Source organism: Bifidobacterium sp. M0404, from assembly GCF_016101415.1.
Classification (GTDB): Bacteria; Actinomycetota; Actinomycetes; order Actinomycetales; family Bifidobacteriaceae; genus Bombiscardovia; species Bombiscardovia polysaccharolytica.
Window position 1 is genome coordinate 520,151 of sequence record NZ_JACFQP010000001.1, and the last position, 23,782, is coordinate 543,932.

Consider the following 23,782-nt stretch of genomic DNA (forward strand, 5'->3'; position numbering starts at 1 on the left):
CCCGCCGCTGATAGGCTGACCGAAGACATCAGGACGAAACTGGGAGGTTTCATGGCAGCGATTACATCCGTGTCCGGGTTCCCGCGCATCGGTGCGCATCGTGAACTCAAGAGGGCCATCGAGGGCTACTGGAAGGGCGAACGGAATCTGGACGAGGTCCGGCGCACGGGCGCGGACCTGCGTGCCAGACATTGGCAGCTTCAGCAGGAGGCTGGCGTCGACCTGATTCCCGTCAATGATTTCAGCTACTACGACCAGGTCTTGGATACTTCTATCCTCTTGGGCGTCGTGCCTGAGCGCTATCGGAAGCTGGACCTGGGCCCCGAGGACACCCTCTTCGCCATGGGCCGCGGCTACCAGGGGGAGCAGGGTGACGTGACCGCCCTGCCTATGAAGAAGTGGTTCACCACCAATTACCACTACCTGGTTCCCGAGATCGATCAGGACACCAAAATCGTTCTTGAAGGCGACAAGCCCTTCAAAGAGTTCCAGGAGGCGCGCGAGCAGGGCGTCGCCGCCAAGCCGGTGCTGATCGGCCCATACACCTTCCTCAAGCTGGCACGCGGCCCCCAGGGCGAGCTGCTGGATCCCGACCCGGCGCTGGTCCAGGACCTGGCCAAAGCCTATGCGACTATTCTGGAGCGGTTCATCGGCCTTAACGCCGACTGGGTGCAGCTGGACGAACCCTACCTGGTCCTGGACAAGGAACGGGGCGACCAGGATCTCTTCGAGACCCTCTACCGGCCCATTCTCAACGCCCGCGAGAGTGACGAGGGCAAGGTCCGTATCCTCCTCAACACCTACTTCGGCCATGTGGGCGACTGCTACGATCGGCTGGCTGACCTTGGCTTCGATGGCATCGGCCTGGATCTGGTCGAGGGCAGGGATGAGAATCTGGCGGCCCTGAAGGAGCACGGCGTGCCGGATGGAACCACCATCTTTGCCGGCCTGGTCAACGGTCGCAACATCTGGCGCAACGACTACGCAGTCAGCCTGGGCTTGCTGGATGCCCTGCACCAGGTGACCTCGAACGTGGTGGTGTCCACCGCATGCTCCCTCCTGCATGTGCCCTACACCGTGGCCGACGAGGATGGGCTGGATGCCGACACCGTGCGGCCTCACTTCGCTTTCGCCCTGGAGAAGCTGGGCGAGCTGCACGACCTGGCTCAGCTGGCTGATGCCGACGAGGACCAACGCCGTTCCAGCAAGGCTCTTGCCGATAACCAGAGACTCTTCGACGGCAGCCGCGTACAGCCCGACCCCCAGGTGCAGCAACGCCTGGCCGGTCTTAAGGACGAGGACTTTGTACGCACCCCGGCTCGGCCCGAGCGCCAGAGGATCCAGGCCCAGGAGCTGGGTTTGCCCCTGCTGCCAACCACCACCATCGGCTCCTTCCCCCAGACCGCCGAGGTCCGCGCCGAGCGGGCCCGCCTTCGCAAGAAGGAGATCAGCCAGGAGGACTACGACAGCTTCATCGCCCGCAAAATTGACCAGGTCATCGACCACCAGGAGCAGATCGGCCTGGATGTTCTGGTCCATGGCGAGTTCGAGCGCAACGACATGGTCGAATACTTCGGCCAGAACCTCAAGGGCTACCTGTTCACCCGGAATGCCTGGGTCCAGTCCTATGGCACCCGTTGCGTCAAACCTCCGATTGTCTGGGGGGACATTTCCCGCGCCCGGCCCATCACCGTGCGCTGGTCCTCATACGCCCAGTCCCGTACCAACCATGTGGTCAAGGGGATGCTGACCGGTCCGGTGACCATTCTCAACTGGTCCTGGCCCCGCGAGGACATCGATCACAAGCAGCAGACCCGCCAGCTGGCCCTGGCCATCCGTGATGAGGTCCTGGACTTGGAGGCTGCGGGCATCCGCATCATCCAGATCGACGAGGCCGCCCTGCGCGAGAAGCTGCCGCTAAGGCGCTCCGACTGGCACAGCCGATACCTGGACTGGGCCATTCCCGCCTTCCGGCTGGTACATTCCGGGGTTAAACCCACTACCCAAATTCACACCCACATGTGCTACTCGGAGTTCAACGACATCTTCAAGGACATTGATGCCATGGACGCCGATGTGATCTCCTTCGAAGCATCCCGCTCCGATCTGACCGTTCTTGATGCCATTCAGGAGGCCAAGTTCGAGACCGAGGCAGGCCCTGGAGTCTACGACATCCACTCGCCGCGCATCCCCTCCACCGAGGAGATCGTGGACCGGATCCACGCCATACTGAAGAAGCTCGATGCGGCCAAGGTATGGATCAATCCCGACTGCGGACTCAAGACCCGAGGCGATAAGGAGACCTGGCCCAGCCTGGAGCACATGGTGGCCGCCGCCCATCAGGTGCGCGCGGAGCTATCGTCCAGTCAGGAGTCGGATCATGCATGAGCCTATCTTTTCCCTGGAGGTCTTTCCCCCCAAGCGCGATGCCCCGGTGGGCACCATCTATGACACCCTGGATGGGCTGGAAGGACTGATGCCCGACTTCATCTCGGTGACTTACGGGACCGGTCGGCGCTCGGACCGTACGGCCACGGCCCGCATAGCCAAGACCATACATACCGAATATGGCATCCCTGCCGTGGCGCACTTGACCGCCCAGTATGCGGACCGCGAGGTGATTGACCAGGCACTGGACATGTTTGATGACGCAGGGGTGGCAGCGGTGCTGGCCCTGCGCGGCGACAGCGTGGAGGGCCGTGAGCCCGCCGGAGTATTCGAACATGCCAGCGACCTTGCAGCCTACATCCGCTCCCGTCGGCCCAACCTGTCGATATACGGAGCTTGTTATCCGGAGACCCACCCGGAGGCCGCCTCGCCCGAGGAGGACATGGAGAATCTGCGAATCAAAGTCGATTCCGGCGTGGATCATCTGGTTTCGCAACTCTTCTACGACAATGCTGATTTTCTAGACTTCCTGGACCGGGCTCGGGCAGCCGGCATCCGGGTGCCCATTGAGGCTGGCATCATGCCCATTACCAACGAGGGCCAGGTACGGCACATGAGCGAAGTCTGCAAGGCGCGGATCCCGGCTGCGGTCGAGTCCATCCTGGATCGCTGGGGTGACGACCGGGCCAACCTGCGCGAGGCGGGCATCATCTACGCCTCACAGCAGATCGCCGACCTGGTGGCCCATGGAGTGGACGGTATCCACCTCTACTCCATGAACCACTCTGGTGTTACCCGGCGCATCTGGCACAACGTCCGTCACCTCTTCCGGCAGGTAGGCACCAAGGAGGAGCCGGTCAGTAACCAGAAATGACCGAATAAAATCAGTTGAGGCCCCGCATCGATGACCGTAAAAGCATGATTTCCAGCTTTCAGCGACGCTTTCGGCCTTGATCATCGGTGCGGGGCCTCAGCCATGGGCAGGCTTTGAGCGCAACTCTGTTCAGCGGCCGTATTATGCCAATCAACAGCCCAAGAACCATCGCTCCGATGGTTATCCAGGAGGCCAGATCACGTCCCAACAGAATGAGAATCACCACCAAACCGACCCCGACCAGAGGTAAGACCGGTGTCCAGCGTTGTTGCGAATCGGTAAGTCGGTCGTTTTTCTTCGGCAGAAGTCCGCAAATCAGTCCCCATGCCAGTCCTATCAGGGCACAGACGACGGTCAGGAGGATATCGGTCAGTTGCATTCTAGGATTCCTTAGTTCATGATTGTTCGGGTAAGGCTTTTCTGGCGCCACACATGACCGCTATGCGTTCGAAAACAGCGCAAACGTCCAGCAAATCGCGACGGATGGAGAATGCTGCGGCCCTCGGAACGCATCCTCTTAATGTAGTTGAGCAACTCAACGGACTGCATGACAGACAAGGAGGCCATCGGCTCGTCCATTTGCATCAGGATAGCCGTTTCATGCATTCCAGGTCACTTCCTCTACGATGATCGACCTGCGGACTTTATTGACACATCAATGTGTTTGTGGGCGCTATAGACAGCTATCCTAGCCGCCACAGAGCGAAACCGATAATGGGTGGCGGATAGTAAGCACCTCTATAGAAACCATGGTGTCAGGGAAAGCGTACGTTGAAGGGTCTACCCGCGGGGATTTAGAAACAGGTCTCAGGTCGTGCTCAGAATGCCTCCCAGGACCACTACCTCGGAATTCGTTGCATTGTTGATGTGGATAACGGTGTCACCTATGATCCGCCTACATTGGCTATTGTATCCTTTCTCTGGTTGAGGCAGCGCAGAGCGTCAGCCTGTTTACAGGGCTCATCCTGATTTTCACTGCATATACTGCGCATTTCGGGAGGGCCGCAAGGGCTGACGACCCGTCACCCCTATAATGCCTGTACCGGTTCTGCAGATATCAGAGGCGTTGCGGAGCCTGAGGAAAGGCAGGGGATAAGTCATGGCAGATCCGGCGCGACCGTCCACTTCGACCCTGATACACCTTGGGCTGCACGACCTGGACAAGGCCCGGGTCAGGCTGGATCGGCTTGCCCGCCTGGTGGACGATCAGGAGCTGGAGCAAATCCTGGTCCAGAGCCTCGACCAGGCCTGTGATCCGGACGAAGCCCTTGCTGGGCTGATACGAATTCTGGAGCAGTATCCACAGGGAGCCCGGCCGGACTTTCTTGCCGGATCCCCAATGGAAAACCAAGAGGCCACCCAGGCGCTGATCAGGGTGTTGGGGGCCTCGGAGGCCATGGGCCGACTGATGCGCTCGCGGCCGGAGTTGGTAGAGGCGGCCACCTTCGACCCCGACCATCTGGCTGACTGCACGGCGGAAACCAGACAGAAGCGGGTTCTTGACGCCTTGGATAAGGCGGAGGCAAATTCGGACTCCGTGCCCTCGCTGGCGACCTACGCCGATGCGCTGCGGTTCGAATATCGGCTGCAGCTAGCTGCCGTCATGGCCCGGGATCTGGCAGCAGAGGATCCTCTAGAGCTGGAGCCGGAAATCAGCCGCGCTTTGTCGGACATGGCCGACGCTGCAATACAAGGGGCTCTGAGCATCGCCAGTCGTCAGGTTCCCAATGCGGATTCATGCCGTCTGACGGTCATTGGCATGGGCAAGCTGGGTGCTCAGGAACTCAACTACGTGTCCGATGTGGATCTCATGTACTTGGTGGAGCCGGCCTCGGGGGCGGACACAAGCGTGACTGATCCCATCGCAGTGGGCACTGCCATGGCCGTCCTCCTGCAGCGGGTCTGCCAGTCGGTCATCCCCGGTTCGACCGAGCCGCCGCTCTGGAAGGTCGATACTGCCCTGAGGCCCGAGGGACGTGACGGCCCTCTAGTGCGCCGTCTGGCCTCCTACGCTGACTACTACGCCCAATGGGCTGAGAATTGGGAGTTCCAGGCCCTTCTCAAGGCCCGTCCGGTTGCGGGCGACAAGGACCTGGGTGAGGACTATTCGGCCATGGTCGAGCCCCTGGTCTGGGGAGCATGCCAGCGACCCAACTTCGTCTACGATTGCCAGCGGATGCGCCAGCGTGTGGAGCGGCTGATACCAGAGGACCGCAAGGAGCGCGAGATTAAGTTGGGCCAGGGCGGACTGCGGGACGTGGAATTTACCGTCCAAATGCTCCAGCTGGTCCATGGCTCCAGCGACGAGGATCTGCGATGTCCGGCCACCCTGGATGCCCTGCAGGCCCTGTCGCGCGGCGGTTACATTTCACGCAAGCACGGCGACCAGCTGGATCATGACTACCGGTTCGAGAGGGTCATAGAGCATCGTCTGCAGATGTGGCAGCTGCGTCGCACTCATCTTTTTCCAAAAATCAACCGTTCAGGCGCCCCTGGCCATCGGCCACCCAGCCTGGAAGAGCTGGAGAACAACCGTGATCTTCGGCGACTGGCCCGGGCCTTCGGACTGCATGCCGACCAGATGCTGGCCCAATACCAAGCCACCAGGATCGAGGTCCGCAACCTTCACCAGGCCATCTATTTCCGTCCCATGCTGCCCATCAACGCCCAGGTGGACGAGGATGAGGTCAGCCTGCGCCCCCAGGCGGCACGTGCCCGATTCGCATCTATTGGCTTCGCGGACCCTGATGCAGCCATTCGCCATGTCACGGCCCTGACCACAGGGGTCACTCGATCGGCGCGTATCAACCGGATTCTCATGCCCGCCGTCCTCCAGTGGCTGGGGGAGGGGCAAGACCCTGACATGGGACTCCTGGGCTGGCGAACCCTGGAGGAGCACTTCGGCGGCAAGAGCACCTATCTGGGCTTTCTACGGGACTCCACCTCGGCAGCCCGCCGCCTGTGCCATATCCTGTCCAACTCGCGTTACCTGTCCGGCGCCCTGGCTCGATCCGTCCAGTCGGTGACCTGGCTGGGTCACGACCAGGATATGATCCCCCGTGATCGAGCCACCTTGGACAAGCGCGCTGTAGCTTATCGAACCCGGCATGCGGACTCGCTGGAGGATTTCGCCACTGCAGTGCGGGCCATGCGCCGCCAGGAAATCGAGCGGATCGGGTTGGGTTGGATGAGCGGTGTGGACGATCAGCAGGCCTGCCTAGCGGGCATGTCCGATGTTTACGATGCAGCTATCGATGCCGCCCTGGACTGGGCCGTGGACCACCGTCTGGGTCAGACAGGTTCGAGTGATGAAGAACTACGTCAAGCGCCGGCAGCAATGGCCCTGATCGCTATGGGCCGCTACGGAGGCAGGGAGGTCAACTTCAACTCGGACGCCGACATCATGCTGGTATACCGTCCCGCATCAGGCGCCGACCAGGACCAGGCGGCTGAATTCGCACGTGGCGTGACTGCCGATCTGCGGGCCGTCCTGGCTGGATCGGCCAGCCTGGAGCCCGGCATCGACCTGGACTTCGACCTGCGTCCCGAAGGACGTCAGGGGCCTCTGGTGCGTTCCCTGGACTCCTACCAGCGCTACTACCGCGACTGGTCAGAAACCTGGGAACATCAGGCCCTGATCCGTGCCAGATTCGCAGCTGGGAATGCTGCTCTGGCCAAGGATTTTCTGGAGGGTATAGCCAATCCGCTTCGCTACCCCGAGCAGCCGCCAAATGAGGAGGAGCTAGGGCAGATCCGCCGTCTTAAAGCCCGAATGGAGGCGGAGCGACTTCCGCGCGGCGTGCGTCGGGATCGGCATCTGAAGCTGGGCCGGGGAGGGCTGTCTGACGTGGAATGGACGGTTCAGCTCCTCCAGCTGCGTCACGCCCACGATCTGCCTGAGCTACAGGTCACCGGGACGCTGACTGCCTTGGATGCCTTGGAGTCTGCGGGACTCATAGAGGCCAAGGATGCCAAGGCCCTGCGCCGCAGCTGGGTGCTCTGCACCGCAGCCCGGAACGCCAACTTCCTCTGGTCCGGACGTGTCTCCCAGGCGGACATCCTGCCCGACGACGGGCAGGTTCTGGGGGGCATCGCGGTCTGCCTGGGCTACCCGGCCCACCGGGGCCAGCACTTCGTCAACGAGCTGCTGGCGGCCATGCGCCGCTGTAGGCAGGTCATGGAACGACTCTTTTACGGCCGCTGACTCTGGGTCCATCCGGGGTCGTATGCTTGTTCAGGTCACATAAGGTGGCCACCTTGAGGAAGGTGAGCCGTTGTCCCAACAAGTTGATCACGCATCCAATACCTCTTCCGCCGTCGTTCCGCTTCGTGGGCGAAGTGTGGTTACCCTCGACGACATTCCCATGACCCAGATCCTGGACCTGCTGGATCGTGCGGCCTACATCGACACCCATCGCCGTCAGGTGGCCCACACCTGCGACGGCCGGGTCCTGGCCACGCTCTTCTATGAACCCAGCACCCGCACACGGCTCAGCTTCGAGACGGCCATGCTCCGTCTGGGAGGTCAGGTCATAGGATTCGCCGGCGCCCAGCTGGCCAGCGTTTCCAAGGGGGAGTCCATCAGCGACACTCTGAAGACGGTCTCCAACTACGCTGACATCGTGGCCATCCGCCACCCTAAGGAGGGTGCTGCCTTGGTGGCCTCCCAGGCGGCTACGGTCCCAGTCATCAACGCCGGTGACGGTGGGCACATGCACCCGACCCAAACCCTGACCGACCTGGCCACCATCCGTGCCCGCAAGGGTCGGCTGAACCACCTGACCATCGGTCTGTGCGGGGACCTGACCTTCGGCCGTACCGTCCACTCCCTGATCACCACCCTCTGCCGACTGGGCCACGTGGACTTCGTCCTGATCAGCCCCGACGAGCTGCGCACTCCCGAATACGTTCTGGAACGGATCCGCTCTTCGGCCGATTGCACCTACCGTGAGACCGGGGATCTGAACGGTGTCATCGGCGACTTGGACGTGCTCTATATGACCCGCGTCCAGCAGGAGCGATTCTTCAACGAAGACGACTACCTGCGTCTGCGTGACACCTACATTCTGGATGCCGACAAGCTTCGGGCTGCGCGCCCCGACATGGCCATCCTCCATCCGTTGCCCAGAGTCAACGAAATTGCCGTGGAGGTGGACGATGATCCGCGTGCGGCCTACTTCCAGCAGGTTCGCAACGGCATGCTGGTCAGAATGGCCCTGGAGAGCGCCTTGCTGGGCGACGAGCTGCCCGGTTACCGCAAGCAGAAGGAGGTGGCGGCATGAAGGTCACCAGCATTGTTGACGGCATCATCATCGACCACGTTCGTGCGGGCACAGCCCTAAAGGTCTTGCACTACCTGCGCGTGGACCCGGCGAAGACCCGGCTGGCCCTGATCATGAATACGGACAGCCGCAAGTACGGTTCCAAGGACATCATCAAGATCGAGCAGACCGGTGATCTGGACCTGACCGCCCTTGGGTTCATCGCTCCCGAGGCCACCGTCGATGTAGTCAGGCAGGGCCGGATCGTCAGCAAGCATCAGCCTGACCGGCCAAACCATCTGGTCAACGTCATCACCTGCGTCAACCCTCGTTGCGTCACCAAGGTGGAGACTGGTGTGGACCAGCGCTTCCACCTGGACGCTGCCGGTGTCTATCGCTGCGACTACTGCGACGAGAAGGCAGAAGACTGACATGCGGCTGCTGGGGTTGACTGATTGGCGCACCTACAAAGCGGTCGATCTGGTGCTTCCCCAGACGGTTGACAGCACGCTGATTGACGAGACCGGCACCATGTCGGCAGAGGTGGATCAGATAGACGCCTCGGGGCTGGTACTGGCTCCGGCCCTGGTAGACCCGCACGTCCACCTGCGCGACCCTGGCCAAACTGACAAAGAAGACATGGTCACCGGCACAGCTGCCGCAGCTGCCGGAGGCTACGGGCTGGTACTGCTCATGCCCAATACCCAGCCAGCCATGGACGGCCGTGCGAGGATGGCCGATGGGCGTACGGTCATCGACTACCTGGAATCCTACGAGCAGGACCATGGGCTGAGCCTGCCGGTGGACTACGACCTCTGCGTGGCGGCCACTCTGGACCGGGCCGGCAGACAGGCCTCAAACCCAGACGACTGGTCGAGTCACCTGCCTGGCCACGGATACGACCATCCTGTAGTGGCCATCAGCGATGACGGATCGGCAGTAACCGATCAGACCCTGGAGGCCATTGCTGCCAATGCCCGAGAATTCGACCTGCCCATCCTGGATCACTGTGAACACCACGAACATGGTCAGGTCAACCTGGGGGCCGTCAGCCGCAGGCTGGGGCTGGAAGGGATTCCCGCCTCCACCGAGACCGCCATTATCAATCGGGACATCGAACTGGCAGAACGTACCGGCACCCGGGTGCATCTGCAGCATGTCAGCACTGCCGGGGGATTCGAGGCTGTTCGCCGGGCCAAGACCCGTGGGTTGCCGGTCACCTGCGAGACCGCACCCCACTATCTGGCCCTCTGCGACGAGGACCTGCTGCGTTGCGGCAGCATGGCCAAGATGAACCCTCCACTGCGCTCCCGCGCTGACCAGCAGGCTGCACTTGAGGCCGTAGCCGACGGCACCGTGGACATGATTGCCACCGACCATGCCCCCCACACCAGCGCTGAGAAGGCACTGGGGCTCAAGAATGCCCCCAACGGCATCATCGGTCTGGAAACTGCCTATGCAGTCTGCAACCAGGTCCTGGTCGAGAGCGGGCTCGTCAGCCATGACCGCCTGATCGAACTCATGTCTCTGGCTCCAGCCGAGCTCATGGGCATGCGTCGGCTCCTGCCCGAAGACCTGCCCTCGCATACGGCGAACAAGGTCAATAAAGCCGGTCACCTGCAGCTGGAGGCCGACCGTCACAGCGATGCCAATCTGCCACCTGTTGACCTGGTCATCTTGGACCCCGAGGCCAAGTGGGAGGTAGATCCCAGCCGCTTCCATTCCAAGTCACGGAACACCCCTTTCGCCGGAGCAGGGCTGGCCGGACGGGTCATGGCCACCATAAAGGATGGGCGTCTGGTATTCTCCCGCCTGCCCGCAAGCCGCGTCATCACCAGGGAAAGGATCCGAGCATGGACCGACTGACTGCGCTCGTCCAGGACAAGAACAATCCGACCGTGGTCGGTCTGGATCCGCGACCGGAACTACTGCCCAGCCAGCTGATCGAACAGGCCAGACAGCGCGCAGCCCGGAGCATGGCTCAGATGGGCCTTGACCCTAAGGACCTGCAGCAGACCCAGGGCGAACAGGCTCAGGCTGTCTGGGCGGACCACCTGGCCAGGGCTTATCTGCGCTTTAACCTGGCCATCCTGGAAGGCGTGGCCGACCTGGTGCCTGCAGTCAAGCCTCAGATTGCCATGTACGAGGCACTGGGACCTTGGGGCATCAGGGCCTACACCGGCACCTGCCGAGCCGCAGCCGACCGTGGCCTCTATGTCATCGGGGATGTCAAGCGCGGTGACATCGGCTCCACGGCTGAGGCCTACGCCGCCCACCTGGACGGGCTCCCTCTACCCTTCACTCCTGGGCAGACGATTGACGGGCCGGCTCACAGTGGCGGGAGATTCCCCTGGTACGAGGATGCCCTGACCATCAATGTCTATCTGGGCTCCGACGGGGTGGAACCCTTCCTGCAGGCTGCCGAGCACATCCAGGGCGACTTGTTCGCCCTGGTGCGCACATCCAATCCCTCGGGCAGCCAAATCCAGGAACTGGGCCTGGACACGGCCTCAGGCGGGGGAACCATTTATCAGCGCCTGGGAGATCTGGTGGAATCCTGGGGACAATCCTCCATCGGGGAATCGGGTTACTCCAGGCTTGGTGCTGTGGTCGGCGCCACCCATCCTGAGGATGGCGCCCTTCTGCGGCAGGCCACGCCCCACACCTTTTTCCTGGTCCCCGGTTACGGAGCGCAGGGCGGTTCAGCGGCCGACGTGGTGCCCATGTTCGACCAGTCCGGCGGCGGCGCTGTGGTCAACTCCTCTCGGGGAATCATCGCAGCCTGGCGGAAGGATCCGGACTACAGCCCGCGGCTCAGCGTTCAGGCGGCCCTGGGCATGGTCACCCGCGATGCCCGCCAAGCTGCGCAGGCTATGAAGGACGATCTCAATCAGGCGATCAAGGAGGCCCGATGAAAACCAACCTCTTTATATCCACCAGTCGGGTGGAAGAACAGGCCGAACGGGCAGGTCGGCTGCCTGGACGGCGTACTGCCCAGGTCACCGGCATGGAGCCCCTGGACCGGCAGGTCTGGCGAATGACCATCCGCGACCCTTACCTGGCCGCCCACGCCCCTGCAGGAGTCTTCATCAACCTTTACTCTGCAGACCGCATGACCATGATGCCCAGACCCTTCGGTATCAGCCGGGTTCTGGCGGGCGAGCAGATCGAGATTATCTTCGCCGTAGTTGGCCAGGGGACCAATGAATTCTCCCGCCTGCAACCGGGCATGGCTGTGGATCTGCTGGGGCCTCTGGGCCATGGCTTCGACCTGGAGAAGCCCGCAGACTATCTGTTGGTAGGCGGTGGCTTGGGTGTTCCTCCGCTGATTCGCGCAGCCCAATGCCTGCAAGGCCGGTCCGGTGTACGCACCACCGCCCTGCTGGGCTACCGGCACCACCGGTTCGCCGATGCCATCATGGGCTCGCTGACCGATCGGCTGGAGTCCATCGACAATGCTTCCGGGGATGTCATAACCCTCTTGGATCGGGTTCGCGGCGACATCGATACCGAACGGACCATCATCCTGACCTGCGGACCCTTGCCCATGATGCGGGCCGTGGCCGCCTGGGCCCGCAAGACCGACCTGCCTGCCCAGTGCTGCATGGAGTCCCGGATGGGTTGCGGCTATGGTACCTGCGTGGCCTGCGTGGTCGATACCGTTGACGGCAGGCTCAAGGTCTGTAAGGACGGCCCGGTCTTCGCTGCCGATCGTCTTATCTGGGATGCAGAAGGAAGCAAGGAGATGCCGCGATGAGCCAGCGGACAATCGCAGAGATGCAGACGGCCATAGCCATGGATCCTCTGGAGCCTCACGTCTGGCGGCATGGCACTGTTGTGGCCGGCACGCCTTGGAAGAACCCGGTGGGTACAGCCTCGGGCACATTCAACCTGGATGCCTGCGGGGGTTATTACGACGTCTCCCAGATGGGCGCCATCTCCACCAAAGGGGTTTCGCCGGTTCCCTGGGAAGGCAACCCAACGCCCAGGACCGCCGAAAGCCCAGCCGGCATGGTCAACTCTGTTGGCCTGCAGAACCCGGGCGTGGACCATTATTTGGTGGACGAACTGCCCAGACTCAAGGCCCTGGGAGCCACCGTGGTCACCAACGTGGCCGGCCACAGCGACGAGGACTACGCCATCGTTGTGGAACGGCTGGCAGACTCCCCGGCGGATATGTTGGAGATCAACGTCTCCTGCCCCAACGTCTCACATGGAGGGATGTCCGTAGGCACTGATGCCAAGGCTCTGAACCGGTTGATCACCCGGCTGCGGGGTCTGACCGACAAGCCCATGGTGGTCAAGCTGACCCCCAACGTCACGGACATTGTGGAGGTGGCCCGAGCGGCCGTTGATGGGGGAGCAGATGCCCTCAGCCTGATTAATACCCTGGTGGGCATGCGCATCGACATCAATACAGGCAAGCCTATCCTGGCCCAAGGCACCGGTGGTGTCTCAGGCCCCTGCATCCTGCCAATCGCTTTGTCCTTCGTCTGGCGGGTGCGCCAGGCATTGCCCGACATTCCCATCATCGGCATCGGAGGAATCGACTCGGGACGCACGGCCTTGGAATTCCTCTATGCGGGGGCCAACGCCGTGGAGGTGGGGGCTGCGGCCCTGGTGGACCCTGTGGCGCCCATGAGGGTGGCCCGCGAACTGGATGATCTTTTAGACGAGCGGCCCGATCTGGCCGAATTGCTCAAGAAAGGGAAGTGCTGGCGATGAGCGCAACCGCAGCAGAAAACAATGACCATGACGGGGATGCCCTGGAGCAGACCCGCCGCATCCAGGAGGGTTTCACCAGCTTCCTGCTACAGAGCGGAGCGCTCAAGTTCGGTGACTTCACCCTGAAGTCAGGGCGGCGCTCGCCCTACTTCATCAACGCCGGGGCCTTCAATGACGGACGGCTGATTGCCCTGCTGGGGGAGTTTTACGCCCGGACCATTGTACAGGCTGTGAAGCAGGGGACCCTGCCCGCCGACATCGACACGGTATTCGGCCCGGCCTACAAGGGAATTCCCCTGGCCGTCTCCACCGCCATAGCGCTGAGTGGGGCGCACGGCATGCCGGTCGGCTACACCTTTGACCGCAAGGAGGTCAAGGACCATGGCGATGGAGGCCTCATGGTCGGAACCCAGCTCAGGGATGGCATGAGGGTGCTGCTGGTGGATGATGTCATGACCGCCGGGACTGCGGTCCGACAGGTGGTGCCTAAGATCATGTCCCAGGCCAAGGTGACCATCGTCGGTCTAGTGCTCTCCGTGGACCGAATGGAGCGCACCGGACAGGGCCAAGGCTCGGCCGTGGAGTCAATCATGGACGAGTTCCACTTCCCGGTCATCAGCATCGTCAACGTCCGCCAGATCTTTGGCGCGGCCGCCTCTATGAAGGGTCCGGACGGGTCGCCCATTCTGGACCAGCGCACGGCTGATGCCGCCAGGAACTATCTGGCGCGTTACGGTGCCTAAGCAAATGCCTGGCTCATGTCGATATGTTGATTGTGCGTGCAGGCCGCATTGACGCACATTCTTCGAATGGTCATTCTGTCGGATGACCCTCGTGTAGATTGGTAAAGGTCCGACGGGCACGCCGACGGATCATCATCGCAAGGAAGGCCATGGATCATGACGAAACCGCTGGAGCAGAATGGTCATGAGGAACCGGACCAGACTGAGGTCGACGAAGTGAATGCCGCTCCTCAGACGAATTCAGAGGAGACGGCCAAGCCTGCCGTTTCTGACACAGCAACTAGTGCAGAGAAATCTTTGGATGAGGCAGAACCTGCTGATGAGCGTCCTTCGACTGTTGAGGAACCGGAAGAGCCAGGCCGGCCTGCTCAGCGGTCTCGGAGGCTACCGCTAATACTGGTTGTGATTGCTCTTGTGCTGGTGCTTGTAGCCGGCTTCTACATGCTGTGGACTAACCGTTCAGGAGACGACCAGTCAGCCCAAAAGCCTTCGTCGGAAGTATCGACCGCCCAAGTCAGCAAGGGCCCCACTGGGGATGCCAAGGCCTACAAGGCACTGCAAGCGGTCACCGTCAAGCCGTCAGTTGCCGACGACCAGGGAGGGCTGACCGTCTCAGCTAAGGGAGTCGGCAGCAAGAAGAAGGTTGCTGGTGTGCCTACCCTTGAAATCTTCATGGATCCCATGTGCCCATGGTGTGGCAAGGTGGGCCGGGTCATCGATCCCCAGCTGCAGCGTATGATTAGCGCAGGCCAGATCAACGTCACCTACAACTTTTTGAACTTCCTTGATTCGGCCTCCAGTGACCAGTACTCCAGCCGCGTGGACAACGCCTTGGCTATGGTGGCCCAGGAGGATCCGGATCATCTGCCGGCCTTCGCCGCCGCCGTCTTTGCTGCCGACTTCCAGCCCAATGAAAGCTCCTATCAGGCCGTCTCCGACGCGCGCCTGGCCGACCAGGCCGTAGGGGCGGGCGTGCCCAGGTCCCTGGCAGACCGTTTTGCCCAAGGCACCTACAGACCATGGGTGGACAAGGTCAGCGCCTATGCCATCACCCGCAAGGACGCCAAGGATGCCAAAGGAGAGTTCTCGACCCCCACCATCATGATCAACGGCAAAGTCTGGGATCTGACCGCAGCTGCAAAGAGCCAGGGAGGCCTGGAACATCTGGACCGGGCCCTGCTCAAAGCCCTGGGACTGAAATCGCAGGATGTGGGTCACCAAGGGAAGATGCCATCCATCGGAGCCCAAGGAACAGCGCTGAAAGCAGAATAAGCGGCAACTGCTAAGGGATATGATCTGTGGCAAAAATTAAGGATTGCCGTTATCAGTTCGGTTGTTTGCCTGTTAAGCCTTTGTCGGTTCGGCTATCGCTTGCCTGACTATTACTTGCTTGACTCCTGCTCGATCAGCGAATATCCGTGGTTGGACACCACCTGGCGTAGCTTGTCCAAGTAGAGTTCGGCGGCATGGGACAGCTTGGTCCGGCTGTTGACGATCCAGCCCAAAAGCATGGATTCATCCGACTCCAGGGGGACACTGACAATCTTCTCGTTGTTCAGGTCCTCGTTGTCGATGCCAGTGCAGACCGTGTAGGCGTTGAGCCCGACGATGAAGTTGAGCATGGTGGCCCGGTCGCTCACGGTGATTTGCTTGGGGGAGTAGTCGGGCCAGACTGCCTCCTCTGCAAAATAGAAGGAACCCTCCTCGCCCTGCTCATACTGCAGGAAGGGGTAGGGCTCCAAGTCCTTCATGGTCACCATGGCCCGATCAGCCAAGGGGTTGGTCCGGGCGATAAAGACATGCAGATCTGCACGGAAGAGGGGATGGAAGTCCAGGTGTTTCTCACGCAGCATCTTGGACAGGACCCGTTTGTTGAAGTCGGACTCGTAGATGATGCCTATCTCGGACTGAAGAGTGGCCACCTGGTCGATGATGTCCCTGGTGCGCGTCTCTCGTATGGTGAATTCGTACTCATCCGAATCGATGGAGTTGATCATCTCCACGAAAGCTTCCACAGCGAACATGTAGTGCTGGGTTGAAACCCGGCAGAGCTGCTTGCGGGGCCTGACCTGCCGGTAGCGGGCCTCCAGCAGGTCGGTCTGATCCAGAATCTGCCTGGCATAGGTAAGGAATTCCGCCCCGTCTACTGTCAGAGCAATCCCTTGGGAGTGGCGGGTGAAGATTTCGATGCCCAGCTCGTTTTCCAGCTCCTTGACCGATGAGCTCAGAGCCGGCTGGGAGATGTAGAGCTCGTGCGAGGCCTCGTTCATGGAGCCGCATTCGACAATCTTGACGATGTAGCGCAGTTGGAGCAGTGTCATGTAAGCAAATCTATACCCAAGTCTCTATAGGCCCAAGGCCGCAGTTTCAGCTATGCCCCGGTTCGCAGCCTTCTGATCAAGATAGCGACCCGGACCCATGACTTGAAGATTGCCATCTTCATCGGTCTTGAAGTTGTAGACCATAGGAACGCCCGTGGGCACGTTGATGGACCGGATATCCGTGTCGTCAACGTCTTCAAGGACCTTGATCAGGCTCCGAACCACGGAACCATGGGTGACGATGAGCACAGTCCGACCTTGGGCCAGGTTGGGGGCTATCCGGCTTCGCCAGTAGGGATGCAGACGGAGCAGCAGATCCTTGAGGCACTCGGCGCGGATCTCGGCCGGATTCTGGCCGTCCAGCCCGTCGCCCATGGCAGGGTAATAGCGTGGATCCGGTCCCTGAAAGTATGGTGAATCGGTTTCGATGGCAGGCGGCCTAACATCGTAGGAACGTCGGTAAATGTCGAATTGCTGCTGACCATAGCGTTCCAGCATGGCCGGTCGCGTCTGTCCCTGGAATGCGCCATAGTGGCGCTCGTTCAGCCGCCAGGTGCGCTCTACCGGAATCCAGGCCCGATCAACCAGGTCCAGCACCGTGTTGGCAGTGACGATGCTTCGGGTCAGCAGAGAGGTGAAGACCATGTCGGGCAGCAGGCCTGATTCCTTGAGCAGCTGTCCGGCATGGCGGGCCTGTTGCAGTCCGCGATCCGTCAGGGGCACGTCCACCCAACCGGCGAAACGGTTGACCGACTTCTGAGTCCAGACGCTTTCTCCGTGACGCATGACGATGAGCTGCGAGGTCATCAAATCGACTCCTTTTCTGATGACGTGTTTTTAGAACCAGAGCGAGCTGTTTTCGAAGAAGAGGGAAGCATCGTCGCCTTCCTGGGCGGATTGGTCGATTTGATCAGCAGTCCCTGCGGCTCTTGACATGACCAGACCTATAGCCCTGGGCAGAGCATCGGCCACCTGGCCGGCACGGATCGGCTGCCCCGTAAGCCCTAAAGCTATCCCGTGGCCCTCCTGCTGGCTGTCCTGGGCTACCAGATCCGCAAAATCCTGAGGCTTACGCGGGTCGAAGATCAGCGGTTGCTCCCAGCCGGTCTGTCTGCCTCCGCTGGCCAGAGAACCGGCAAGCCCGTGCACGAAGGCCGCAGCAGCTGTTAGATCCACCATCAGCGTGGCATCATCCTGGATTGGTCCGGCATTTTGTGCCAGCAGGGCCCCGATGGTTCCGGAGAGCACGTCTCCTGATCCGGCTGTAGACAGCCATGCTGGGCCGAAGCCGGTGGTCATGACGCGGGGACGGTCGGTGCCGTCCTCGCCGACGACCAATGTAATGGCCCCCTTGAGCAGAATGGTGGCCCCGGTCAGCTGACAGGCTCGGATTGCCCAGTGCAGGGGTTCGGCCATGACCTGGTCGCCGTCCACGCTCTCGCCATGCGAGTTGAGTAAAGCGGCCATTTCGCCAGCATGCGGGGTAAGCACCGTGCGTGGGCCCAGCCGGTCCGGCAGCAGATCCAAAGCACCGGCATCGGCTACTACCGGCGGGTCAGCTGCTGCTTCATCCTCGTCCAGGTCGGCGGCCTGACGGCTGAGTATATCGGCAATCAGATCACGCTGATCGTCCTGGCCTTGAGGTCCAGCTGCCTCCTGGGCTTGCCTGGTGGGTACACCAGAGCCCAGAACCCAGGATTCAACCCTTCCGCGGCCCAGGACGGTCTCGGGCAGCTCTTGCAGGATCAGGTCGCCCACCTGCTCGGGACCGCAGTAACGGATCATGCCCACGTTGCCGCTGGCAGCAGCCTTGCTGGAGAGCAGCCCGGCACCATGGTAGAGGGCGGATCCGGTGACCAGGCCGACCACGCCCCGACTGTACTTGGTGTCATTTACCCGAGGCGCTCTCAGGAGACTGGCGCAGTTCTCAGCGCTCATGCAGGAGACGCTGGGGACCAGGGCCGAGGTGTCAAAACCGAAATCAACCAGGACGATTCTGCCGCAGACATAGGCGGCCGGGGGCAGCATCAGGCAGGGTTTCATGGCTCCCATGGTCACGGTCACATCTGCCGGAATGTAGGCACCGGGAAGCGTGCCCTCGTCCACGTCCAAACCGGAGGGGGTATCCACGGCCAGTACCAAGGGCCTATCCTGGCCGGCGGGGTCGTGCCAGGCTGGTCTGTCGGGCAGACCGCTCTCCATGCCCAGTTCTACGGCCAGAGCAGCGGGAATGCCGCGCAACGCCCCCTTGAGGCCGATACCCGTCATGGCATCGATAATCAGATCCGCCTGTCGGCACAGTTCCAAGGCCTGGTCCATCTCCTCGGATGCTTGGTCCGGTCCGGAGGGGGTCTCGCAGCCGGGGATGGCTGCCTGGGGATCCAGGGCCGTGACCACTCCGCCGGCGCGTAGAAGAGCATCCAGCCCACCCTGGTGCAGGCTGCGTCCGGTTGCCACCACAGTCACGTCGGCCCCGTGCCCGGCCAGGTCAGCTGAGGCATAGAGCCCGTCGCCGCCATTGTTGCCGGCCCCTGCCAGCAGGACGATCCTGGCGCCTGCCGGCTCCAGCCCAGCCTGGGTCAGCATGACATCGGCCACGGAGGCCAGGGATCCGGCGGCAATACGCATCAGAGGCACCCCGTCATCCAAAAACGGCTGCTCCAGGGATCGGATCATGTCGGCTGAATAGGCGCTGGTGGCCAGGGTCCGCCGGGCTTCGCGGCGTTCATCTGGTGACGGCTTCATGGCATCACACCCCTCATTCAAAAGGTCCACGTGCGGCGGCACGGCCGGCCACGTGCTGGCTCCACTCTATCCGATGGCCATGTCCTGCAAGCGTTATAAGGTCTGCCTATTTACGAGGGCAGGAAAGGAAATTCATGCAGGGATTCGCAATGCCGAACCCGGGCCAGATTATGGCTGTGGTCCTGACGGTGGTCCTATGTGGCCTGATCGGTTTCGAGCGCGAGTTCCTCAAACACGACGCTGGCATCCGCACCCATATTCTGGTGGGTCTGGGCAGCTGCCTGTTCACCATGGTCTCCCTTTACGGCATCCAAGCCGCTGTAGGCAACTACTCTTGGGATGCCTCCCGAATTGCAGCCGGAGTGGCCTCGGGCATCGGCTTCATCGGCGCCGGGGTCATCTTCTTCAACCACGATTCCGTCAAGGGTCTGACGACGGCCAGTGCCATCTGGGTGGCCGCTGCTGTGGGCATGGCCTGTGGGGTCCAGCTCTTCGCCATCGCCATCCTGGCTGTCGTCTTCTACTTCCTGGCCGTTCTGGTCATCGCACCCATCCTCAAGTGGTTCCTGCGCAACCGTCAGAACACAGTTCTGCGCATCGTATATCAAGACGGCCACGGCTGCCTGCGTGAATCCCTGCTGCTGGCCACCCGCATGGGCTTCGAGTCCCGGGTGCTGACCATCCACGAGCTGCACCGGGATGCCTGGAAGGGCGCCGATGTCACCGTCAACCTGTTGGGCAAGGGGGACGTGACCGAGCTGGTCGAATCCATAGGCCAGACTCCAGGGGTCAAAGGGGTTGAGGTCCTGGGGGAGGACGACTGACCCGCTGACGACACAGACGACCCATAGCCATGGGCCAACAGGTGGCTACCTACTCTTCGGCCACCAGATCCAGATAGTCGTCGCTCCAGAGGTCCTCATCACCGTCGGGCATGAGCAGCACCCGTTCAGGGTTGAGCGCCTTGACGGCCCCCTCGTCGTGGGTGACCAGCACGATGGCCCCCTCGTACTTGGCGATGGCCTTGAGTATCTCGTCCCGCGAGGCGGGGTCCAGGTTGTTGGTGGGCTCGTCCAACAGCAGGACATTGGCCCGGCTGGTCACCAGGGTGGCCAGGGCCAGGCGTGTCTTCTCGCCACCCGAAAGAACCTTGGTGGGCTTCATGGCGTCGTCCCCTGAGAAGAGGAAGGAGCCCAGGATGGTCCGCGCCTGGGTGTTGTCCAGATCCGGGGCCACGTGCTGTAGGTTCTCCAGAACGGTGACATCGTTATCCAGGGTGTCGTGCTCCTGAGCGAAGTAGCCGATCTTGGCCCCATGCCCCAGGGTCACCTTGCCAGTGTCGGGCTGCTCGATGCCGGCCAGCAACCGCAGGGTGGTGGTCTTGCCAGCGCCGTTGTACCCCAGGATGACCACCCGGGAGCCCTTGTCGATGGCCAGGTTGATGCCGGCGAAGACAATGTTGGATCCGTAGGCCTTGGACAGGTCCTCGGCCATGATGGGCGTGCGGCCGCAGGGAGCGGGATCCGGGAAGCGCAGGTCGGCCACCTTTTCTGCCTTTTCCGCCTCTTGGGTGTCGGCCAGCAGGCGCTGGGCGCGGCGCATCATGTTCTGGGCGGCCACGGCCTTGGTGGCCTTGGCGTGCAGGCGGATGCCCTGCCGCATCAGGCGGTCGGCCTTCTTCTCGGCCACCTCGCGTTCGCGGCGTCGGCGCTCCTCGTCCACCACCCGCTGGTGCAGGTAGGCCTTCCATCCCATGGTGTACATGTCGATGCAGGAGCGCTGGGCATCCAGATGCCAGATGCGGTTGACGGTCTCGTCAAGCAGCTCGGTGGAGTGGGAGATGATCAGGAAGCCGCCCTCGAACCGGCGCAGGTAGCCTTTAAGCCACTCAATGGAGTCGGCATCCAAATGGTTGGTGGGCTCGTCCAGAATCAGGGTGTCGGCATCGGAGAAGAGGATTCTGGCCAGTTCGACCCGTCGGCGCTGACCGCCGGAGAGGGTACCCAGCGCCTGCTGCAGTGTCTCTTGGCTGAGCCCCAGGCTCTCACCCATGACGATGGCCTGTGATTGGGCCGCATAGCCTCCGGCGTTCTCGAAGTCCTGTTGGGCCTTGTCGTAGCGCTTCATGGCCTTTTCCATGATTTTGGGATCCGGATTGGTCATCTCGGTCTCGGCCTTACGCATCCGCTGGATGATGGATGCGATGTCCCTGGCGCTCATGACCCGGTCCAGGGCGCTTTGCTCGGAATCACCCGCATGTGTGGACTGGGGCAGGTATCCCAGCTGTCCGGTCACCCGCACCTTGCCGGCCGAGGGGAGCATGTCTCCGGTGATGACCCTGGTCAACGTGGTCTTGCCGGCGCCGTTGCGACCTACCAGGCCGATGCGGTCGCCTTTGGTCACATGGAAGTCGGTGGCTTGCAGCAGTAGTCGGGCACCTATTCGGATCTCAAGTCCCTGCGCCTCAATAGCCATGCCGCCTCCGACCCCGCTTTCCTCGTGGATTCAAAACTTGCAAGGAATCATGGTAGCAAGAAGCAAGCCCTGCCAGTGCGTCTCGGCTGACGGGGCAATGGATGAGTCGTGGATGAATCAGCGACGGACCAGTCTGAACTTGCTCCAGGGGAAGTAGACCAGGAAGGCGCCCACGGCCGTCAGGGCGATGACCAACACACCCATGGCGGCCGCGAAGGAGAAGATCCCGATGCCGATGCCCAGACATGCCCAGATGACCACCAGGCCGAAGACCCAGTCCTTGCCATGCCTGTTCATCAGATAGGCTACGGCCAGGAGTGCGCCGACCACGATGATGGTGGCAAATCCCTGGACGGCATTGCTGACCTTGTGCCCGGCGACCACCATGTATCCTGCGTTGACCAGGGTGGCCACGCTCAGCCAGCTGGCGTAGATGGACAGGGGAATCCAGTCCAGGGCCTTGGCGGCGGTCGGGGTTCCGGCCTTGGTGGCGTCCCTGCGCACCAGGGCATAGAGCATCCAGGCCAGCACAGTCAGAATGAGGATGATGACCAGGGCCCAGAAGTTGCGCTCCATGTGCCACAGAGCCAGCCAGGCGATATTCAGGCAGCAAGTAGCCACAAAGAGCAACCCGCTCAGCGTGAAGGGCAGGAATCCCAGGCGTTTGCGGCTGGGGCCCGCCAGGCAGAAGCGGAAGAGCCATATGGCCAGGGCAATGTAGATGACCCCCCAGATGGCGAAAACATAGCCGGCGGGCATGATCCAGAGGTCGACCTTGCGGGCCAGGCCACCTACGGTCGTGCCATTGAAGTGGTAGACCTCCGCATAACCGTTGAAGCCCACCATTGCCACCCAGGCCACCCAGAGCAGGATGTCCTCGAAGAGCTTCCAGCCGCGACCCTTGGAGGATTCCTGTTCCTTTTCAGGCTGATTCTGCTTTTGATACTGCTCTTTTGCTTGTTCCTGAGCCCGATTTGATCCCTGCGTCGCTTCATTGCTGCTGCGATCAGAGCGACCTTTGCCTCCATTGGCGGTCTCATCAGCACTGGTTTTCCCAGCCGCTGCCTTCTTTGACGAATCATCAGACTGCTTGGCTGCAGTACCCGAAAGCGATGAACCCGAAGCAGACAAGTCTGGAGTTGATGAATCCGAAGCCGACGAATTTGAAGATGCCGAACGTGCATCTGTCGAACTCCGAGTTGCCGATGCAGAGCTCGATTTCGTGGAACCTGCACCTGCTGAATTTTTGGCTGATTGGCTGCCCTGCATGGCAGGGGAGGTACGCTTGGCTCTCTCGACCGGATCCTCCTTGTCGGTCCAGAGTCTGCGCGGATTGTCCTTGTCAGTCATGGCACATGCTTCCTCTCCTTGCCGGCCGCAACCGTACTGCCGCCATGGGGATGGCCCCGGGCATGGGCCGACCGGCCTCTGCCTCAACTCTAAATCGGCCAGCCTGACTCGGTGGTATTGACCACCCGGTCAGGACTGCCGCCGGTGCTAGCCTGAAGCCGAATGCCAGAAAGGGGAGTACAGCATGGCCGAACCTTCACATAGATGCGACTGGGCTCGAGTAGACGACCCGCTCATGCGCAGCTACCACGACCATGAGTGGGGCCGCCCCCTGCATGGCTCCCAGAGGCTCTTCGCTATGCTCTCCTTGGAGATATTCCAGTGCGGGCTCAGCTGGCAGCTGATCCTGCATCGTCGTCAGGCCTTCTTCAAGGATTTCAACAACTTCGATATTCAAGCGGTCGCCGCCTTCGACACCGACCGAATCGACCGTCTCATGGCCGACCCTGCCATCATCCGCAATCGACGCAAGATCGAAGCCACAGTGGCCAATGCCGTCGTGGTCACCAGCCAATTCCCCGGGGAGGAATTCGACCGCTACTGCTGGTCCTTTACCGGTGGGCTGACAATCAACCACGACTACCCGGACGATCCCTCCATACCGCGCTACGACCACCTGTCAGCCATCGTGTGCAAGGACATGCGCGACCTGGGCCTGCGCTTCTTGGGCCCGGTGACCGTCCACTCCTTCCTCCAGGCAGCCGGCATGATCAACGACCACCAGCACGACTGCTTCCTCAACGGTTGCAGCCGCTCGCCTCTGAATTCGCCGGACTTGTCCATCTAAGCCGTCATCGAACACCTGTTCGAATTATTCGGCCCAGGCGATATTATGGTCAGGCTTTGGCCTCAGCCTTGGCCATGGGTCTTCAGGGAAGCGGATGGGAAGCACGTGAAGCA

Annotated in this window: 19 protein-coding genes; 13 read left to right on the forward strand and 6 right to left on the reverse strand. The window is 61.6% G+C overall.

Annotated elements, in window-relative coordinates; all coding sequences use genetic code 11:
* The first annotated feature begins 51 nt into the window (after positions 1–51).
* Together metE and metF are read left to right on the forward strand one after the other, a co-directional pair.
* A complete protein-coding gene (metE, locus tag H3T93_RS02135; protein WP_144177132.1) occupies positions 52–2,388 on the forward strand; it encodes a 5-methyltetrahydropteroyltriglutamate--homocysteine S-methyltransferase in 2,337 nt (778 codons plus the stop codon).
* Entirely contained in the window at positions 2,381–3,262 is an 882-nt protein-coding gene (gene metF / locus H3T93_RS02140; RefSeq protein WP_144177131.1) for a methylenetetrahydrofolate reductase [NAD(P)H], read from the forward strand. Before metE ends, metF begins: the two co-directional genes overlap by 8 nt.
* A 58-nt stretch (positions 3,263–3,320) precedes the next feature.
* Here metF and H3T93_RS02145 read toward each other — a convergent pair whose 3' ends face one another.
* The gene (locus H3T93_RS02145) at positions 3,321–3,641 is read right to left on the reverse strand and encodes a hypothetical protein (protein ID WP_144177130.1); all 321 of its coding nucleotides are present in this window, start codon (positions 3,639–3,641) and stop codon (positions 3,321–3,323) included.
* A gap of 720 nt (positions 3,642–4,361) precedes the next feature.
* Between H3T93_RS02145 and H3T93_RS02150 the strand changes: the two genes are divergently transcribed.
* The 9 genes from H3T93_RS02150 to H3T93_RS02190 all read left to right on the forward strand — a co-directional run bounded on the left by H3T93_RS02150 (position 4,362) and on the right by H3T93_RS02190 (position 15,263).
* Positions 4,362–7,466 (forward strand): bifunctional [glutamine synthetase] adenylyltransferase/[glutamine synthetase]-adenylyl-L-tyrosine phosphorylase, encoded by a 3,105-nt coding sequence (locus H3T93_RS02150; RefSeq protein ID WP_144177128.1) that lies wholly within the window; start codon positions 4,362–4,364, stop codon positions 7,464–7,466.
* 70 nt (positions 7,467–7,536) lie between these two features.
* Entirely contained in the window at positions 7,537–8,544 is a 1,008-nt protein-coding gene (gene pyrB, locus H3T93_RS02155; protein WP_046322941.1) for an aspartate carbamoyltransferase, read from the forward strand.
* Positions 8,541–8,954 (forward strand): aspartate carbamoyltransferase regulatory subunit, encoded by a 414-nt coding sequence (locus H3T93_RS02160; RefSeq protein ID WP_144177127.1) that lies wholly within the window; start codon positions 8,541–8,543, stop codon positions 8,952–8,954. The genes pyrB and H3T93_RS02160 overlap by 4 nt, the downstream gene beginning before the upstream one ends.
* A 1-nt stretch (position 8,955) precedes the next feature.
* Positions 8,956–10,389 carry a dihydroorotase gene (locus H3T93_RS02165; protein ID WP_144177126.1) on the forward strand — a complete coding sequence of 478 codons (1,434 nt, stop codon included), beginning with the start codon at positions 8,956–8,958 and terminating at the stop codon, positions 10,387–10,389.
* Complete coding sequence (gene pyrF, locus H3T93_RS02170; RefSeq protein WP_144177125.1) at positions 10,377–11,438, forward strand: orotidine-5'-phosphate decarboxylase; 1,062 nt, start codon at positions 10,377–10,379, stop codon at positions 11,436–11,438. The genes H3T93_RS02165 and pyrF overlap by 13 nt, the downstream gene beginning before the upstream one ends.
* Entirely contained in the window at positions 11,435–12,280 is an 846-nt protein-coding gene (locus H3T93_RS02175) for an iron-sulfur cluster-binding protein (RefSeq protein WP_144177124.1), read from the forward strand. The genes pyrF and H3T93_RS02175 overlap by 4 nt, the downstream gene beginning before the upstream one ends.
* Positions 12,277–13,248, forward strand: a complete 972-nt coding sequence (locus H3T93_RS02180; RefSeq protein ID WP_046322937.1) for a dihydroorotate dehydrogenase — start codon at positions 12,277–12,279, stop codon at positions 13,246–13,248. Before H3T93_RS02175 ends, H3T93_RS02180 begins: the two co-directional genes overlap by 4 nt.
* Positions 13,245–13,991, forward strand: a complete 747-nt coding sequence (pyrE, locus tag H3T93_RS02185) for an orotate phosphoribosyltransferase (RefSeq protein ID WP_232346970.1) — start codon at positions 13,245–13,247, stop codon at positions 13,989–13,991. The genes H3T93_RS02180 and pyrE overlap by 4 nt, the downstream gene beginning before the upstream one ends.
* A gap of 156 nt (positions 13,992–14,147) precedes the next feature.
* Positions 14,148–15,263 carry a DsbA family protein gene (locus H3T93_RS02190; protein WP_144177123.1) on the forward strand — a complete coding sequence of 372 codons (1,116 nt, stop codon included), beginning with the start codon at positions 14,148–14,150 and terminating at the stop codon, positions 15,261–15,263.
* Between the two features lie 110 nt (positions 15,264–15,373).
* On the opposite strand, the gene H3T93_RS02195 is transcribed toward H3T93_RS02190, so the two are convergent.
* Genes H3T93_RS02195 through H3T93_RS02205 form a run of 3 tightly spaced genes read right to left on the reverse strand, consistent with a single transcriptional unit; the run spans position 15,374 to position 19,057 of the window.
* Positions 15,374–16,312 (reverse strand): LysR family transcriptional regulator, encoded by a 939-nt coding sequence (locus H3T93_RS02195; RefSeq protein WP_046322935.1) that lies wholly within the window; start codon positions 16,310–16,312, stop codon positions 15,374–15,376.
* Between the two features lie 24 nt (positions 16,313–16,336).
* Positions 16,337–17,119 (reverse strand): 2,3-bisphosphoglycerate-dependent phosphoglycerate mutase, encoded by a 783-nt coding sequence (locus H3T93_RS02200; RefSeq protein WP_144177122.1) that lies wholly within the window; start codon positions 17,117–17,119, stop codon positions 16,337–16,339.
* A 30-nt stretch (positions 17,120–17,149) separates the two neighbouring features.
* Entirely contained in the window at positions 17,150–19,057 is a 1,908-nt protein-coding gene (locus H3T93_RS02205) for a bifunctional ADP-dependent NAD(P)H-hydrate dehydratase/NAD(P)H-hydrate epimerase (RefSeq protein WP_144177121.1), read from the reverse strand.
* Positions 19,058–19,191: 134 nt separating this feature from the next.
* On the opposite strand from H3T93_RS02205, the gene H3T93_RS02210 reads away from it, so the two are divergent.
* Positions 19,192–19,881 carry an MgtC/SapB family protein gene (locus H3T93_RS02210; protein ID WP_046322931.1) on the forward strand — a complete coding sequence of 230 codons (690 nt, stop codon included), beginning with the start codon at positions 19,192–19,194 and terminating at the stop codon, positions 19,879–19,881.
* A gap of 49 nt (positions 19,882–19,930) precedes the next feature.
* Here H3T93_RS02210 and H3T93_RS02215 read toward each other — a convergent pair whose 3' ends face one another.
* Entirely contained in the window at positions 19,931–21,532 is a 1,602-nt protein-coding gene (locus tag H3T93_RS02215) for an ABC-F family ATP-binding cassette domain-containing protein (RefSeq protein WP_110425259.1), read from the reverse strand.
* A gap of 117 nt (positions 21,533–21,649) precedes the next feature.
* Positions 21,650–22,882 (reverse strand): TspO/MBR family protein, encoded by a 1,233-nt coding sequence (locus H3T93_RS02220; RefSeq protein ID WP_144177119.1) that lies wholly within the window; start codon positions 22,880–22,882, stop codon positions 21,650–21,652.
* A gap of 184 nt (positions 22,883–23,066) precedes the next feature.
* Here H3T93_RS02220 and H3T93_RS02225 point away from each other — a divergent pair, with 184 nt between their 5' ends.
* Positions 23,067–23,669, forward strand: coding sequence for a DNA-3-methyladenine glycosylase I (locus H3T93_RS02225; protein ID WP_144177118.1), 603 nt, complete (start codon positions 23,067–23,069; stop codon positions 23,667–23,669).
* Positions 23,670–23,782: the final 113 nt, after the last annotated feature.

What these genes read in the sequence shown, in the direction of transcription:
- H3T93_RS02200 (WP_144177122.1), bottom strand. Translation starts at nt 17,119, where the DNA reads ATGACCTCGCAGCTCATCGTCATGCGTCACGGAGAAAGCGTCTGGACT.
- H3T93_RS02160 (WP_144177127.1), top strand. Translation starts at nt 8,541, where the DNA reads ATGAAGGTCACCAGCATTGTTGACGGCATCATCATCGACCACGTTCGT.
- metF (WP_144177131.1), top strand. Translation starts at nt 2,381, where the DNA reads ATGCATGAGCCTATCTTTTCCCTGGAGGTCTTTCCCCCCAAGCGCGAT.
- H3T93_RS02225 (WP_144177118.1), top strand. Translation starts at nt 23,067, where the DNA reads ATGGCCGAACCTTCACATAGATGCGACTGGGCTCGAGTAGACGACCCG.
- H3T93_RS02165 (WP_144177126.1), top strand. Translation starts at nt 8,956, where the DNA reads ATGCGGCTGCTGGGGTTGACTGATTGGCGCACCTACAAAGCGGTCGAT.
- H3T93_RS02210 (WP_046322931.1), top strand. Translation starts at nt 19,192, where the DNA reads ATGCAGGGATTCGCAATGCCGAACCCGGGCCAGATTATGGCTGTGGTC.
- pyrE (WP_232346970.1), top strand. Translation starts at nt 13,245, where the DNA reads ATGAGCGCAACCGCAGCAGAAAACAATGACCATGACGGGGATGCCCTG.
- H3T93_RS02175 (WP_144177124.1), top strand. Translation starts at nt 11,435, where the DNA reads ATGAAAACCAACCTCTTTATATCCACCAGTCGGGTGGAAGAACAGGCC.
- pyrF (WP_144177125.1), top strand. Translation starts at nt 10,377, where the DNA reads ATGGACCGACTGACTGCGCTCGTCCAGGACAAGAACAATCCGACCGTG.
- H3T93_RS02150 (WP_144177128.1), top strand. Translation starts at nt 4,362, where the DNA reads ATGGCAGATCCGGCGCGACCGTCCACTTCGACCCTGATACACCTTGGG.
- H3T93_RS02180 (WP_046322937.1), top strand. Translation starts at nt 12,277, where the DNA reads ATGAGCCAGCGGACAATCGCAGAGATGCAGACGGCCATAGCCATGGAT.
- H3T93_RS02215 (WP_110425259.1), bottom strand. Translation starts at nt 21,532, where the DNA reads ATGGCTATTGAGGCGCAGGGACTTGAGATCCGAATAGGTGCCCGACTA.
- H3T93_RS02205 (WP_144177121.1), bottom strand. Translation starts at nt 19,057, where the DNA reads ATGAAGCCGTCACCAGATGAACGCCGCGAAGCCCGGCGGACCCTGGCC.
- H3T93_RS02220 (WP_144177119.1), bottom strand. Translation starts at nt 22,882, where the DNA reads ATGACTGACAAGGACAATCCGCGCAGACTCTGGACCGACAAGGAGGAT.
- H3T93_RS02190 (WP_144177123.1), top strand. Translation starts at nt 14,148, where the DNA reads ATGACGAAACCGCTGGAGCAGAATGGTCATGAGGAACCGGACCAGACT.
- H3T93_RS02145 (WP_144177130.1), bottom strand. Translation starts at nt 3,641, where the DNA reads ATGCAACTGACCGATATCCTCCTGACCGTCGTCTGTGCCCTGATAGGA.
- H3T93_RS02195 (WP_046322935.1), bottom strand. Translation starts at nt 16,312, where the DNA reads ATGACACTGCTCCAACTGCGCTACATCGTCAAGATTGTCGAATGCGGC.
- metE (WP_144177132.1), top strand. Translation starts at nt 52, where the DNA reads ATGGCAGCGATTACATCCGTGTCCGGGTTCCCGCGCATCGGTGCGCAT.